The sequence below is a fragment of the Acidobacteriota bacterium genome (genome assembly GCA_034211275.1).
Taxonomy (GTDB): domain Bacteria; phylum Acidobacteriota; class Thermoanaerobaculia; order Multivoradales; family JAHZIX01; genus JAGQSE01.
This window is the reverse complement of sequence record JAXHTF010000177.1, coordinates 1-13962: the sequence shown is the minus strand read 5'-3', so window position 1 is coordinate 13962 and position 13962 is coordinate 1. Positions and strand designations below refer to the sequence as shown.

General features: G+C 66.9%; 14 protein-coding genes. 8 read left to right on the top strand and 6 right to left on the bottom strand.

Annotated elements, in window-relative coordinates:
• The 3 genes from SX243_20495 to SX243_20485 form a co-directional block, all read right to left on the bottom strand.
• A partial coding sequence (locus tag SX243_20495) for a septal ring lytic transglycosylase RlpA family protein (GenBank protein MDY7095363.1) occupies positions 1-409 on the bottom strand: 409 nt, incomplete at its 3' end.
• Between the two features lie 132 nt (positions 410-541).
• The gene (gene purB, locus SX243_20490) at positions 542-1981 is read right to left on the bottom strand and encodes an adenylosuccinate lyase (GenBank protein MDY7095362.1); all 1440 of its coding nucleotides are present in this window, start codon (positions 1979-1981) and stop codon (positions 542-544) included.
• Positions 1982-2009: 28 nt separating this feature from the next.
• Entirely contained in the window at positions 2010-3608 is a 1599-nt protein-coding gene (locus SX243_20485) for a sulfatase (protein MDY7095361.1), read from the bottom strand.
• A gap of 237 nt (positions 3609-3845) precedes the next feature.
• On the opposite strand from SX243_20485, the gene SX243_20480 reads away from it, so the two are divergent.
• The 3 genes from SX243_20480 to SX243_20470 all read left to right on the top strand — a co-directional run bounded on the left by SX243_20480 (position 3846) and on the right by SX243_20470 (position 7907).
• Positions 3846-5129, top strand: coding sequence for an arginine deiminase family protein (locus SX243_20480; GenBank protein MDY7095360.1), 1284 nt, complete (start codon positions 3846-3848; stop codon positions 5127-5129).
• An 88-nt stretch (positions 5130-5217) separates the two neighbouring features.
• Positions 5218-6135, top strand: a complete 918-nt coding sequence (argF, locus tag SX243_20475; GenBank protein MDY7095359.1) for an ornithine carbamoyltransferase — start codon at positions 5218-5220, stop codon at positions 6133-6135.
• 14 nt (positions 6136-6149) lie between these two features.
• Entirely contained in the window at positions 6150-7907 is a 1758-nt protein-coding gene (locus tag SX243_20470; protein ID MDY7095358.1) for an adenylate/guanylate cyclase domain-containing protein, read from the top strand.
• On the opposite strand, the gene coaE is transcribed toward SX243_20470, so the two are convergent.
• Positions 7870-9069 (bottom strand): dephospho-CoA kinase, encoded by a 1200-nt coding sequence (coaE, locus tag SX243_20465; GenBank protein ID MDY7095357.1) that lies wholly within the window; start codon positions 9067-9069, stop codon positions 7870-7872. The two genes, SX243_20470 and coaE, sit on opposite strands and share 38 nt — an antisense overlap.
• Positions 9066-10028: a bifunctional methylenetetrahydrofolate dehydrogenase/methenyltetrahydrofolate cyclohydrolase FolD gene (gene folD / locus SX243_20460; GenBank protein ID MDY7095356.1), complete on the bottom strand. Its 963-nt coding sequence runs from the start codon at positions 10026-10028 to the stop codon at positions 9066-9068. Before folD ends, coaE begins: the two co-directional genes overlap by 4 nt.
• Positions 10029-10458: 430 nt before the next feature.
• Between folD and rplM the strand changes: the two genes are divergently transcribed.
• The 5 genes from rplM to pyrH all read left to right on the top strand — a co-directional run bounded on the left by rplM (position 10459) and on the right by pyrH (position 13804).
• A complete protein-coding gene (gene rplM / locus SX243_20455; protein MDY7095355.1) occupies positions 10459-10905 on the top strand; it encodes a 50S ribosomal protein L13 in 447 nt (148 codons plus the stop codon).
• 29 nt (positions 10906-10934) lie between these two features.
• The gene (gene rpsI / locus SX243_20450; protein MDY7095354.1) at positions 10935-11327 is read left to right on the top strand and encodes a 30S ribosomal protein S9; all 393 of its coding nucleotides are present in this window, start codon (positions 10935-10937) and stop codon (positions 11325-11327) included.
• 14 nt (positions 11328-11341) lie between these two features.
• Entirely contained in the window at positions 11342-12124 is a 783-nt protein-coding gene (rpsB, locus tag SX243_20445; GenBank protein MDY7095353.1) for a 30S ribosomal protein S2, read from the top strand.
• Positions 12125-12306: 182 nt separating this feature from the next.
• A complete protein-coding gene (tsf, locus tag SX243_20440) occupies positions 12307-12960 on the top strand; it encodes a translation elongation factor Ts (protein MDY7095352.1) in 654 nt (217 codons plus the stop codon).
• A 7-nt stretch (positions 12961-12967) separates the two neighbouring features.
• Positions 12968-13804, top strand: a complete 837-nt coding sequence (gene pyrH / locus SX243_20435) for a UMP kinase (protein ID MDY7095351.1) — start codon at positions 12968-12970, stop codon at positions 13802-13804.
• On the opposite strand, the gene SX243_20430 is transcribed toward pyrH, so the two are convergent.
• Positions 13782-13962: hypothetical protein (locus SX243_20430; protein MDY7095350.1), on the bottom strand; the 181-nt coding region annotated here is incomplete at its 5' end. The genes pyrH and SX243_20430 overlap by 23 nt on opposite strands.

Here is a 13962-nt window from a genome sequence, read left to right as displayed (position 1 = left end):
CGCGGGTGGCGTCGCGGAAGGCGCCGGCTTGGAGGGCGTAGTGGTCCGGTTGGGGTGGGGTGATGAGGACTACCTCGACTTTGGCTACGCCGGGGCCGATGAGGCCCATCTTCTTCGCGGCGGCCCGGGAAAGGTCGATGACCCGGCCGCGGACGAAGGGGCCGCGGTCGTTGATGCGCACGGTGACGGAGCGGCCGTTGTCGAGGTTGACCACCTCCACCACCGAACCGAAGGGCAGCGTCTTGTGGGCTGCGGTGAGGGCGTTCATGTCGTAGACCTCGCCGTTGGCGGTGCGGCGGCCGTGGAACTTGCCGCCGTACCAGGAGGCGATGCCGCGGTCCACCACCTTGCGGTCGGGGCCTTCCGCGGGGCGGCGGGCGCTGCAGCCGGCGAGCCAGCTGCTGATCATCAAGAGGCTGACCAGGAAGAGCGCGAGACGGATGGGGCCTGATGGGGAAGGGCCGGGGGCAAAGCGTTGCCCTGCGACAGACAGCGGGAGCGATCGTCCCGGCACCATCGGCGAAGGGTCCCACGCCACGACCTAGACCCTCGGCGCCTCGGCGGCGGCGCCTTCCAGGTCGGCGATGGCGGGCTCCAGGTCCTGGGCGAGGAATTCCTCCACCTGCTGGGCGGAGCGGCCGGTGAACGCTTGGGGATCGAGCCAGGAGCGCACTTCTTCAGCACCGAGGCGGAAGTCGGCATCGCCGACGATGGAATCGATGAGGGGATTGGCGCCGCCGGCTTCCACCGCTTCCTGGGCCTCCAGACTGTAGCGGCGAATGCGCTCGTGGAGATCCTGGCGGTCGCCGCCCCGCAACACCGCCTGCATCAGCAGCGTCTCGGTGGCCATGAAGGGGAGTTCCCGAGAGATGCGCGCCTCGATCACCGTCCGGCGCACCCGCAGCCCGGAGGCTAGGTGACCGGCGAGGCCGATGACGGCGTCGCAGCCGAGGAAGGAGTCGGTGATCACCAACCGACGGTTGGAGGAGTCGTCGAGGCTGCGCTCGAGCCATTGCACCGAGGCGGTGAAGGGGCCGTTGAGGCTGTCCGTGATCACCCGGCGGGCGAGGCCGCACATGCGTTCGGCGCGGATGGGGTTGCGCTTGTAGGCCATGGCGGAGGAGCCCACCTGGTGCTCGTCGAAGGGCTCGGAGAGCTCCCCCACGCCCTGCAGCAGGCGCAGGTCGGTGCCCATTTTGTGGCAGCTCTCGGCGATGCCGGCGAGGGCGTGGAGCACGGCGGTGTCCTGCTTGCGAGAGTAGGTCTGGCCGGTGAGGGTGAAGCCGGCGCGGAAGCCCAGGCGCTGAGCGAGCTCCCGATCGAGGGCGCGGACCTTCTCGTGGTCGCCGTCGAAGAGGGTGAGGTAGCTCGCCTGGGTGCCGGTGGTGCCCTTGACGCCGCGGCAGCGGAGCCGATCCAGCCGATGTTCCACCTCCTGCAGGTCGAGGAGCAGATCCTGAGCCCACAGGCAAGCGCGCTTGCCGACGGTGGTCAGCTGGGCGGGCTGGAAGTGGGTGTAGGCGAGGGTCGGAACGTCGGCGTGCTCGCGGGCGAAGGCGGCGAGGGCGCGGAGGGCGGCGGCGAGGCGTTGGCGCAGGAGCTCCAAGCCCTCCCGCAGCAGCACCGCATCGGTGTTGTCGGTGATGAAGGCGCTGGTGGCGCCCAGGTGCAGGATGCCGCCGGCGCCGGCCTCGGGGTCCGCGGCGTCCGCCTGCTCTTTGAAGTGGCGCAGATGGGCCACCACGTCGTGGCGGGTCTGGGCTTCGATCTCCGCCACCCGGGCCAGATCCAGATCGTCCGCCACCCGCCGGAGGGTCGCCAGCTGGCGATCGGTGATGGGCAGGCCCAGCTGTTGCTGGGACTCGGCGAGGGCGATCCACAGCCGCCGCCACCAGCGGTAGCGATGGCGGGCGGTGAAGAGGTGCGCCATCTCCCGCGAGGCGTAGCGCTCGTGGAGAGGATTCTGGGGTGCCTCGGACATCGGATTTTTGGAGCTCATTGAGGGCATTCTACCGTTTCGGATGGGGAGGCTCAGGGTTCTCGGGGTCGTCGGAGCTCTCGGGGTTCTTGGAGTTCTCAGGGTTCTTGGGGTTCTCAGGGTTCTTGGGGTTCTTGGGTTTGGGCGGGATCGGCCCATCCTCCGGCGGTCGCCGCGCCTTGGGGCCGTCGGGAGCGAAGTCGGTGGGGATGAAGCGGGACAGCTCCTGACGGATCTTCTGCACCGCCGGATCCACCGATCCGCCCGGATTGTGCAAGAGGTTCGTCCACTCGTTGGGATCCTTGGCATGGTCGTAGAGCTCTTCGCCCTGGCCCACATAGTCGGTGTAGCGCCAGCGCTCGCTGCGCACGCTGAAGTCCCGGCGCAGCATGGTGAGCACCGGCCCGGCGCCCTGGCGCTCCGGGTCTCGCAGCCAGGGCACCAGGGATTTGCCTTCCGGCAGCAGCCCGGTGGTTATGCTGGGGGAAGAGTCTTCGGGAGACTGATCTTGGGGAGACGAGCCTCCGGGAATCTGGGGCAAGACCGCTTGCAGGGGCAGCCCCACCAGGTCCAGCACGGTGGGGTAGAGGTCCAGGAGGCTCGCTGGCCGGTGACACACGGAGCCCGGGGTGGTGACGCCGGGAGCGGAGATGAAGAGCGGCACTCGAGTTCCCTCTTCCCACAGGGTCGATTTGCGCCAATGCTCCTTCTCCCCCAGGTGAAAGCCGTGGTCGCTCCACAGGATGACGATGGTGCGCTCCGCCGCCGGGCTGGCCTCCAGCGCGTCCAGCAGCCGCCCCACCATGGCGTCGGCGAAGTGCACCGAGGCGAGATACGAGGCCACCGCCTGGGGCCACAGGCCGTTCTCCAGCACCTGCCGGTGGTCGCCTTGGGGATCGGCAATATTCATCGCCCGGCCCCGGGGGACATCATCCAGGTCGCCTTCGAGCACTTCCGGCAGCCGAACTCCGGCATCCGGTAGGGCTTCGAAGTATTCCTGCGGTACGAACCACGGCAGGTGGGGCTTGCCCAGGCCGACGGCGAGGAAGAAGGGCTCGTCGCCGCGTTTGGCGAGCCATTGGGCGGCCCATTCCGTGACTTTGTAATCCGATAGGGCAGAGGCGGGCTGGTCCAGTGGCCCCCAGTCGAAGAAGCGGTCGGTATCGAGGCCGTTGATGGGGCGCCCCGGGGGCTCGGGGTCGCGGCTCGGCGGCTGGCGCTCCATCCAGCTGAGGGGGTCCGGTTCGTGGAGTACCTTGCCCGCCTCGGCGGTGACGAAGCCCTCCTGGCGCAGCCGCTGGGCCAGGGTTACCACTTCCGGCACCGCCGAGCGTAGGGGCTGGTTGTTGAGGTAGACACCGGTGCTGGTGGGGAGCAGGCCGGTCATCACCGCCGAGCGAGAAGGATTGCAGGCCGGGGAAGCCGTGTAGGCGCGGGTGAAAGTGATGCCCCGCGCCGCCAGCCGGTCGAAGTTCGGGGTCCGGGCGTCGGGGTGACCGCCGAGGGGGCCGATCCAATCGTTGAGATCGTCGACGGCGATGAACAGAATGCCCGGAGCCAGCGGTGGGGTCCGTGGGGGCGGCTCACAACCGGCGGTGGTGGCCAGCAGGCAGGCGAGTAGCAGAGACAAGCCGGCGGCGAGCCTGGAGCGAGTCGGCGGCGGAGCGCACCGGGGGTGATTCGGGGAGTGGAGGAGGGGCGGCATGGTCACGGGCCAAAGGTCTAAGCGAGGGACGCTCGATGCGGCGCTATGCTAGCAGGCTCCGCCCCGGTCTGGGACATCTCGCCGGAGGCTCTGGCCTCTGGTATGATCCCGGTGCTCACACCACCCGGCCGAACGGTAACTTCTCGGCCAGAAAGTCATTCCATGAGTCTGCGAGTCGACAGCGAAATAGGGCGCCTGCGCCGAGTCCTGGTGCATCGCCCCGGGCGCGCCATCGATTGGATGGTGCCGAGCATGATGGAGCGGCTGCTCTTCGACGACATCCTCGACAGCAGGAGTGCTCAGCGCGAGCATGACCGCTTTTGCCGAGTGCTCCAAAAGGCCGGGGTGGAGACTCTGGACCCGGAGGACCTGTTGGCGGATGTGCTGGTGGATTCGGCGGTGCGGGATTCCGCTCTCGAAGTGCTGCGGCGGGACTACGGGCTTCGGGAGGAGAGCTCCCGCATTCTCGAGCAGCTGGAGACCAGGGAGCTGGCGGCGGTGCTGATCCGTGGTGTCCGCGAGTCCCAGCCGGAACGCCGCACCCGGACACCGCACTTCTTCGAGCTGGCGCCGCTGCCCAACTACTTCTTCCAGCGCGATCCCCAGGTGGTCTTCGGTAACCGGGTGCTCATCGCTTCCATGGCCACCGACGCTCGGGAGCGGGAGCCGTTCCTCTCCCGCCTTCTCTTCGAGCATCATCCCGCTCTGTCGCAGGCGGAGGACATCTGGTCCATCGGGGCGCCGGCGTCCAACGCGCCGGAGCACATCATGGGGTATCCCTACCCCTACCTGGAGGGCGGGGACGTGTTGGTGGCCAGCCCGGAAGTGATTCTGGTGGGCGTCAGCGCGCGCACCAATATGTTGGGCGTCGAGGTGTTGGCGGAGCACCTGCGCTCTCACGAGACTTCCTTCCGCAACCTGTTGGTGGTGCAGCTGCCGGCCAAGCGGTCCTACATGCATCTAGACACCGTCTTCACTTTCATCGACGAGGGGCAGTGCCTGGGCTACCTGCCGGTGGTGGAGACGGGGACGGCGGAGTCGGGCCGGGTCTACGAGGTGGACTTGGAGGCTCCGGAGCTGTCCTTCGCGCCGCGGGAGTCCCTGCGGCGAGCGCTGGAAGCGCACGGGATGCCGGTGGAGATCGTCCCCTGCGGCGGTGGGGAGGATCTGCTCTTCCAACAGCGCGAGCAGTGGACCGATGGTGCCAACGCTTTCGCCATGGCGCCGGGGCTGATCTGCATCTATCAGCGCAACCGGCGCACGCTGGAGGAGCTGGCGCGCCGCGGCTGGAGGGTGCTCACCGACGCTCAGGCGTTGGAGGATGGAGTCGAGCTGGTGGGGCAAGGGCCGACGGTGGTGGCCCTGCGCGCCAGCGAGCTTTCCCGGGCCCGTGGCGGGCCCCGTTGTATGACCATGCCCCTGGAGCGGGATCCCCTGGGCGCCTGAGGCAGCCCACCGGATCTCCGCCTCGCAGGGTTCCATCGCAGAAGGTGGCCGGAGAGCTTCTCCGGCTTTGTTGAGGAGGCCCGATTCGATGTCCTACCGTCATCTCATCTCACTCCACGATCTCACCGCGGACCAGGTGGGCGAGCTGCTCGATCTCGGGCTCGAGCTCAAGGCGCACCCGGGGAAGTACCGCACCGCTCTCGAAGGCAAGACCCTGGGGATGATCTTCCAAAAATCCTCCACCCGCACCCGGGTGAGCTTCGAAGTGGGCATGTACCAGCTGGGCGGCCAGGCGCTGTTCCTCTCCAGCCGCGACATCCAGCTCGGCCGGGGGGAAACCGTATCCGATACGGCGCAGGTGCTGTCGCGTTACCTCGACGGCATCATGGCTCGCACCTTCGCCCACCAGGACGTGGTCGATCTGGCGAAATACGGCACCGTGCCGGTGATCAACGGCCTCACCGACGAGCTCCATCCCTGTCAGGTGTTGGCGGATCTGCTGACCCTGCGGGAGGAGTTCGGCGACCTCCGGGGCCGCAAGCTCGCCTACATCGGAGACGGCAACAACATGGCCCATTCGCTGCTCTTTGGGGCGGCCAAGGTGGGGATGGACATCGCCATCGCCGGGCCCGAGGGCTATGGCTGCGCGCCGCCCTACCTGGAGCTGGCCCGGCAGGACGCGGAGGCGGCGGGGACCTCGATTCAGATCACCACCGACCCGGTGGCGGCGGTCGAGGGCTGCTCGGCGGTGTATACCGACGTCTGGGCCTCCATGGGGCAGGAAGAAGAGTCTGCCCAGCGAATTCGGGATTTCACCGGCTACACTGTGAATGAAGCTTTGATGGAGCACGCTGAGGACGACGCGATCTTCCTCCACTGTCTGCCCGCCCACCGCGGCGAGGAGGTCAGTGCGGGGGTGGCGGACGGACCTCAGAGTCGGATTTTCGACGAGGCGGAGAATCGCCTCCATGCCCAGAAAGCGGTGCTGTTGACCCTCATGGGGTGAAGTGATCGCGGCGAATGCAACTGAGCACTTTCATCGACGACCGTGAGCAGCGGTTCCCGCTCCTCGATCGGGAGCTGTTGATGGGCCGCGGCACCGAGAACGACGTCGTCCTCTCGGACTTTTCCGTCTCCCGGCGCCACGCCGTGATTCGTCCTCGGCAGGGGCAGTGGTGGGTGCACGACCTGGCCAGCACCAACGGTCTGGTGCTCAACGGCAAGACGGTGTCAGAGGCTCCCTTGAGCGTCGGGGACGTGTTGACGGTGGGGTGTTTCGAGCTGCGGGTAGTGGCGGAGGACGGGCGCGAGGACGCTGCCCCGTCGGTGCGGGCTTCGCAGGAGACCTTGCCGGACGAGATCGTCATGGAGCGACGCGCCGACGGCGACACGGTCCGCGGCAGGCTCACCCCGGACGGCGATCGTAAGGATCACCGGGGGAGCGAGACCGATGGCTCCATCCAGGCTTTCGGGGGCCAGAATCTGGGAGAGCTGTCGGGAGTCAGCGGCGCCACCATCGTGCGGCCGCTGGCGGATTTCACCGCCCAATACGGGCTGGCCGGCAGCGAGCCCCAGCCGGCGTCGGCACCTCAGGATCCGGACCGGGCTCACCGCATCGTCGGCTTCCTCACCCGGCTGGCGAGCTCGTTGCTCAAGGCGGGCAGTGTCGACGAGGTGCTGACCCACGCAATGAGCCTGATCTTCGACGCCCTGGCGGTGGATCGCGGCTTCATCCTGCTGCAGGACGACGATGGCAAGATCAGCTGTCAGCTGGCACGGTCCGGGGACCATACGGAGCTGCGTCCCGAACGCGAAGTGCCGGTCTCTCGCACCATCCTAGACACCGTGATCCGGGAACAGGTGGCGTTGCTCACCTTCGACGCCATGTCGGACCAGCGCTGGACCACCGGCGAATCCATCCGCCTGCATCAGATCCGCTCCGCCATGAGCGTGCCGCTGTGGTCCGGAGAGCGGATCATCGGCGTGCTGCAGGTGGATTCTCCGGTGCGGGTCGGCACCTTCGATCAAAGCGACCTGGACTTCCTCACCGCCGTCGCCAATTACGCCGCGGTGGCGGTGGAGCGTCTACGCTACGCCCAGCGGGTAGAGACGGAGCGGCGCTGGCGCGGCCGCCTGGAGCGCTACCACTCGCCGGCGGTGATCGAGGAGGTGATGCGCCGCAGTGAGATCCCCGCCGATGAGGAGGCCGCCACTCATCTGCGCACCGCCGAGGTGACGGTGCTATTCGCCGATTTGGTGGGCTTCACGGCGCTGGCGGAACGCCTGTCACCGGAGGAGCTGGCGCAGCTGCTGGAAGGCTTCTTCACCGAGGCCGCAGAGGCGGTCTTCTCCGCCGGCGGCACTCTGGACAAATTCATTGGCGATTGCGTCATGGCCTTCTTCGGTGCCCCCATGGAGCAGCCGGACCATGCCCTCCGGGGAGTCCGGGCAGCGCAGCAGATCCTCAATGCAGTGGACCGCTGGAATCAGCGCCGGGGCGAGCAAGGTCAGTCGCCCCTGGTGGTGCGGGTGGCCCTCAATAGCGGACCGGTGGTGGTGGGGGATATCGGCAGCAACCGTCGTGTCGACTACACGGTGCTGGGAAACACGGTGAACGTCGCATCCCGCCTCGAGGAGCAGGCGTCGGGCGGCGGCGAGATCATCATCGGCCCCGAAACCCACCGTCTCCTCGCCGGCCAGATCCCCACCGAGTCTCTCGGTGAGATGCGCCTGCGGGGGCTCAGCGATCCGGTGGAGCCTTATCGGGTGCAGCGGTAGCCGCCAGTCGCGCCACCAGTGCCCGCCAGGCGAGCCCGCGGTGGGCGATGGCGTCTTTGCGCCGGGGGGGGAGCTCGGCGTAGGTGCGTTCCTCGCCGTCGGGGAGAAAGATTGGATCCCAGCCGAAGCCTTCGTCTCCCCTTGGGGCTTTCAGGATCCTGCCCCGGGCCACACCTTCGGCGCGCACCCGGCGAGTGCCGGTATCCAGCAGGAGAGCGCAGCGGGCGGTAGCGGCGGGGTTGCCCAGGGCGTGGACAGTGCGGGCGATACCCTCCGGGCCTACGGCCTGGAGCATCCACTTCACCAGCGGTCCCGGGAAGCCTCCCAGGGCGTCCAGCTCCAGGCTCACGTCCTCTACGATGACCGAGGCTCCCGGCTTCGCTGCCGCGGCGCCGTCGCCTTTGACCTCGAGGATCTCCGCCAGGTCGAGGGATTGGATCTCCTGCAAATCCAGGGCGAGCCCCCGCAGGCCTTCGCCTACCAAGCGTCGGGCCTCCGCCAGCTTGTTGGGGTTGCCGGTGACCAAGAAGACGCCGGCTAGAGGGCCGTCCTCAGCGGCATGGAACGAAGCGTGCCAGGCTTCCAGCTCCGCCAGGAGCTTCTCCACCTCGTGGCGCAAGTCGTCCAGCGAGCCGTCATTCTGCAGGATCCGGTCCGCCCGCCCGCGGCGCTGGGTGCCGTCGCCTTGGGCTCGGAGCCGGCCCCGGGCGCTCTCTTCGTCCAAGCCCCGCTCGACGGCCCACCGCAGGCGCCGATCGGCGTCCGCTTCCACCGTCACCACCAGGTCGAATTCATCCGCCCGCCCGGCCTCCACCAGCAGGGTGGCTTCGTAGATCAGGATGCCCTCCGCCTCCTCGGTGTGATGGACGAAGCGTTGGGCCACCAGCGGGTGGATCGCCTGCTCCAGCCGGCGCCGGGCGTCGTCGTCGGCGAAGACGCGTTGGGCGACCTTCGGGCGGTCGACGGCGCCGTCGGCGGTGAGCACCTCGGGGCCGAAGAGGCGCTCCACCGCTTGGGCACCCTCAGCGCCGGGGCGGTAGAGCTCCGCCACCAGGCGGTCGGCGTCGAGCACGGTGCATCCCAGCTCCCCGAGCCAGCCGGCGACGGTGGACTTGCCGCTGGCCAGTCCGCCGGTGAGACCTACCAGCAGCGGACGGCTCAAGCCTGGCCCTTGGTGGGGTTGGAGCCGAGCTCCTGGCGATCCAGGCCTTGACGCCGCCGACTGGCGGTGAGGGTGTTGGCGATGACCATGGCGACGGTCAGGGGGCCGACGCCGCCGGGAACCGGGGTGATGGCCGAGGCCCGGGCGACGGCGGCGGTGTAGTCCACGTCCCCCACCAGCACCGAGCCCTTCTTCTCGAACCGTGCCCGCCGCTTCTCATTGCCGGGGAAGAGGCGCTCCACCTCCGCGGCGTCGGTGATGCGGTTGATGCCCACGTCGATGACCACCGCACCCTCCGCCACATGTTCGGCGCCGAGCATGGCCGGCCGGCCCACCGCCGCCACCAGAATGTCGGCGCCGCGGCAGACCTCCTGCAGATTGCGGGTCCGGGAGTGGCAGACGGTGACGGTGCAATTCTCCCGCAGCAGGAGCCCCGCCATGGGCTTGCCGACGATGAGGCTGCGCCCCACCACCACCGCGTTGCGCCCCGACAGGGGAATCTCGTAGCGGCGCAGCATCTCCATGATGCCGGCGGGGGTCGCCGGGACAAAGCCTTCCTCGTCCGCCCACAGCCGGCCGATATTCTCCGGATGAAAGCCGTCCACGTCCTTGGCGGGACTGACCTGCTCGAGGATGGCGCGCTCCGGCAGGCCGTCGGGGAGGGGCAGCTGGATCAGGATGCCGTCCACCGCGTCGTCGGCGTTGAGCTTCTGGACGGCTTCGGTGAGCTCGCCGGCGCTCACCGAAGCGGGCAGCTCGACGGTCTGGCTGACGATGCCCGCCTTCCGGCAGGCCTTGACCTTGCTGCCGACATAAACGTGGGAGGCCGGATTGTCACCTACCAGCACCGCCGTCAGTCCCGGCGGCCGAGCCCCCGCCGCCACCATCTTCTCTACAGCCTCCGCTACCTCGGCTCGGATTTCCGCCGCTACTTTCTTCCCGTCCAGAATTGTCGCCATGATTCTTTGTCCGTAGTATGATTGAAGATCTTGCGAGCAGGTGAGCCCAAAGGGGAGAGCAAGCCCCAGCGGCCCATTCGGTGGCCGTAGCCAGCCTTCGCGCAGAGCATAGCAATAGCCGGCTCCGTCCACGCCATCCGGAGGGGTGGGTGAGAACTTTCTTGCGGTCGGGCCTCTTGACAAATCACCCTCCACGGCCTATCGTCTAAGGCTCTTTGCGTCTAAGCGCGAAGAGCAATGGATCTGTGCCGCCCAGGCGGCTCTTCGCGGTTCCTCGAGACCGCCATCGACAGCCGAAAAGAGACAAGAGGCCGAATAGAGAGCCGCAACGGGATTGCCCCGGCGGTTCCCGAGAGCCAGGCCGGCGAGCACGGTTCCGACAGCAAGCAGCAAGCACGAGTCAGACAGCACGCAAGCGTGGAGCGCCAAGATGACGACCAAGACGTATAGCCCCAAGCGGGACGAGATCGACCGATCCTGGGTGGTAATCGATGCCGCCGGTATTCCGCTGGGCCGACTGGCTGCCAACGTAGCCCGCTTGCTCACCGGCAAGCACAAGCCGACCTACGCGCCCCACGTGGACGTGGGTGACTTCGTAATCGTGATCAACTCCGAGCAGACCGTTTTGACGGGACGCAAGGAAGACCAGAAGACCTATTATCGCCACAGTGGGTATCCCGGGGGCATCAAATCGGAAACCGCCCGCGAGTTGCGGGACCGGCGTCCGGAGCGGATGGTAGAGCGCGCCGTCTGGGGAATGCTGCCGAAGAATCGACTGGGACGCCGTCAGCTGCGCAAGCTGAAGGTGTACGTCGGTAGCGAGCACCCCCACGGGGCCCAGAAGCCCGAGAGCTTCGATATCGCGGCGGCGCTCTGACGCCGCGAGCCTAGAGAGGAGAACCAGCCTTGAGCCAGCTTCAGCACTATGGCACCGGCCGGCGCAAGACCGCCACGGCGCGTGTCTTCCTACGTCCCGGCACCGGTGATGTGAACATCAACGGCCGCGACCTCGACGACTACTTTCCGGACGAAGTCCTGAAGATGATCATCAAGCAACCCCTGACCCTGACCGAGACGGTGGACAAATTCTCCGTCTACGTCACCGTCAAGGGTGGCGGCTCCGCCGGTCAGGCGGGAGCCATCCGCCACGGCATCACCCGTGCTCTGGTGGAGTACAACGGCGAGCTGCGCGAGAAGCTCAAGGCGGCAGGGCTTCTGACCCGTGATCCGCGAAAGAAAGAGCGCAAGAAGTATGGACAGAAGGGCGCCCGCGCCCGCTATCAGTTCAGCAAGCGCTGAGGAGGTCTGGTACCTTGATTCAAGTTTCCATGAAAGAACTCCTCGAGGGTGGTGTCCACTTCGGTCACCAGACCCGCCGTTGGAACCCGAAGATGAAGCCTTATATCTTCGGCAAGCGCAACGGGATCTACATCATCGACCTGCAGAGGACGCTCAAGCTCTTCCGCTCCGCTTCCGAGTACGTGACCCAGCTGGCCCTTCACGGCAAGCGGATCCTCTTCGTCGGCACCAAGCGCCAGGCGCAGGACGCGGTCGCGGAGGAAGCGCAGCGCTGTGGCGAGTTCTACGTGACTCACCGCTGGCTCGGTGGCACCCTGACCAACTTCGTCACCATTCGCAACTCCATCAAGCGTTTGAAGGAGACCGAAGCGCGGCTGGCGGACGAGGACAGCGGTCTGACCAAGAAAGAGTTGCTGCGTCTCGAGCGCGATCGCCAAAAGATGTCTCGCAACCTGGACGGTGTGCGGGATATGGAGCGGCTTCCGGACGCCCTCTTCATCATCGATCCGAAGAAGGAGTCCATCGCCGTCGCCGAGGCCAACAAGCTGGGCATTCCGGTCATCGCGGTGGTGGATACCAACTGTGATCCCGAGCTCATCGACTTCCCGATTCCTGGGAACGACGACGCGATTCGCTCCATTCGACTCTTCACCTCGCGCATCGCCGACGCCTACATCGCGGGCGCCAAGCATCTGCAGCAGGAGAAGATGATCCAGGCCAAGGAAGTGGCGGCGGCGGCTGAAGCCGTCGAGGCGGCCGCTTCCGCTGAAGCCGCCAAAGACGCGGCGTCCGCTTGACGGGCATCCCTCGATAGCGGGCCGCCTAGCTCCGGCGGTGGATTCTCGGAGCACGGAAAGACATATAGAGCAGGGCTCGGCGGCGACGCCGGGCTCCGTGCGAGAAGGTCAGCAAGCCCTCGAGATCTAAGCTTCCAGGGCCGACTGACCTTTTTGTGCGCTAGCAAGGAGAGATAAGGACCATGAAGGTTACCGCTCAGATGGTGAAGGAGCTGCGCGAGCGCACCAGCGCTCCCATGCTCGACTGCAAGAAGATGCTCGAGGAGGCCAACGGCGACATTGATGCCGCCATCGAGCTGCTGCGCAAGAAGGGCCTCGCTTCGGCGGCCAAGAAGGCCGGCCGGGTGACCGCCGAGGGCGCGGTGGGCTCCTACATTCACGCCGGCGGCAAGATCGGCGTGCTGGTGGAGGTCAACTGCGAGACCGACTTCGTCGCCCGTACCGACGAGTTCCAGGCTCTGGTGCGCGATGTCGCCATGCACATCGCCGCCGCCGCTCCGAGCTACGTGCGTCGCGAGGAGGTGACCGCCGACGACCTGGAGCGCGAGCGCAAGATCTTCCGCGAGCAGGCCCTGGAGTCCGGCAAGCCCGAGAACATCGTCGACCGGATCGTCGAAGGCAAGATGGGTAAGTACTACTCCGAGACCGTGCTTCTGGAGCAGCCCTTCGTCAAGGATCCCGACCTGAGCGTCGAGAAGTACATCGCCGAGCGGGTCGCCAAGATCGGCGAGAACATTCAGGTGCGGCGCTTCGCCCGCTTCGTTCTCGGCGAGGGCATCGAGAAGAAGGCCGACGACTTCGTGTCGGAGGTCATGGCGCAGGCTCAGGGGGCTTGACCCTCCGATGCCCCAGACTGAAGAAAGCCAGTCCGGAGAAAATCTAGCTGGGGAGACCCAGTCTGGAGAGGCCCAGTCCAAAGAGGCAGTCTCTCCCGAGAACGCCGGCTCGGCCTGTGCTGAGCCGGCGTTTCGCCGTATTCTGCTGAAGATTTCCGGCGAAGCCCTGATGGGCGACAAGAGCTTCGGCATCGACGAGAAGATCGTTTCGGAGATCGCCGACGAGATCCGCGACGTCTACCACCTCGGGGTGCAGATGGCCATCGTCATCGGCGGCGGCAACATCATTCGTGGTCTCGCCGCCAGCCACCGCGGCATCGAGCGGGTGACCGGCGACTACATGGGCATGCTGGCGACGGTGATCAACGCCCTGGCGCTGCAGGACGCCCTGGAGAAGCGAGGGGTCGAGACCCGGGTGCAGACCGCCATCGACATCCGCGCCGTCGCCGAGCCCTTTATCCGGCGCCGGGCCATCCGGCACCTGCAGAAGGGACGGGCGGTGATCTTCGCCGCCGGCACCGGCAGCCCCTTCTTCACTACCGACAGCGCCGCCGCCCTGCGGGCCAACGAGATCCGCGCCGAGATCCTGCTCAAGGCCACCAATGTGGACGGCATTTACACCGCTGACCCGAGGACCCATCCCGACGCCGAGCTGTTGCCGGAGGTGACCTTCCAGCAGATGCTCGAGCGCAACCTTCAGGTCATGGACGCGGCGGCCATCAGTCTGTGCCGCGACAACAAGATTCCCATTTCGCTCTTCAACCTCGGCGTGCACGGCAACATCCGTCGGGTGGTGTGTGGTGAGAAGGTCGGCTCGTTGGTCAAGGCCGGGGCAGACGGGTAGTTTTCGGCGTGCGGCTCGTTTGACAGCCGGGACCGAGGCAGGGCATGATTTGCATGCCATTTGCGTTGCGAATGACGAAATTTCTGTTCAGAATGATCGCGCTCAGCGGCAGGCCAGAGACCGAATGGGAACAACCCTGGTGCTCGCGCTGATTGTAG

What these genes read in the sequence shown, in the direction of transcription:
- purB (MDY7095362.1), bottom strand. Translation starts at nt 1,981, where the DNA reads ATGTCCGAGGCACCCCAGAATCCTCTCCACGAGCGCTACGCCTCGCGG.
- SX243_20480 (MDY7095360.1), top strand. Translation starts at nt 3,846, where the DNA reads ATGAGTCTGCGAGTCGACAGCGAAATAGGGCGCCTGCGCCGAGTCCTG.
- argF (MDY7095359.1), top strand. Translation starts at nt 5,218, where the DNA reads ATGTCCTACCGTCATCTCATCTCACTCCACGATCTCACCGCGGACCAG.
- SX243_20470 (MDY7095358.1), top strand. Translation starts at nt 6,150, where the DNA reads ATGCAACTGAGCACTTTCATCGACGACCGTGAGCAGCGGTTCCCGCTC.
- folD (MDY7095356.1), bottom strand. Translation starts at nt 10,028, where the DNA reads ATGGCGACAATTCTGGACGGGAAGAAAGTAGCGGCGGAAATCCGAGCC.
- rplM (MDY7095355.1), top strand. Translation starts at nt 10,459, where the DNA reads ATGACGACCAAGACGTATAGCCCCAAGCGGGACGAGATCGACCGATCC.
- tsf (MDY7095352.1), top strand. Translation starts at nt 12,307, where the DNA reads ATGAAGGTTACCGCTCAGATGGTGAAGGAGCTGCGCGAGCGCACCAGC.
- pyrH (MDY7095351.1), top strand. Translation starts at nt 12,968, where the DNA reads ATGCCCCAGACTGAAGAAAGCCAGTCCGGAGAAAATCTAGCTGGGGAG.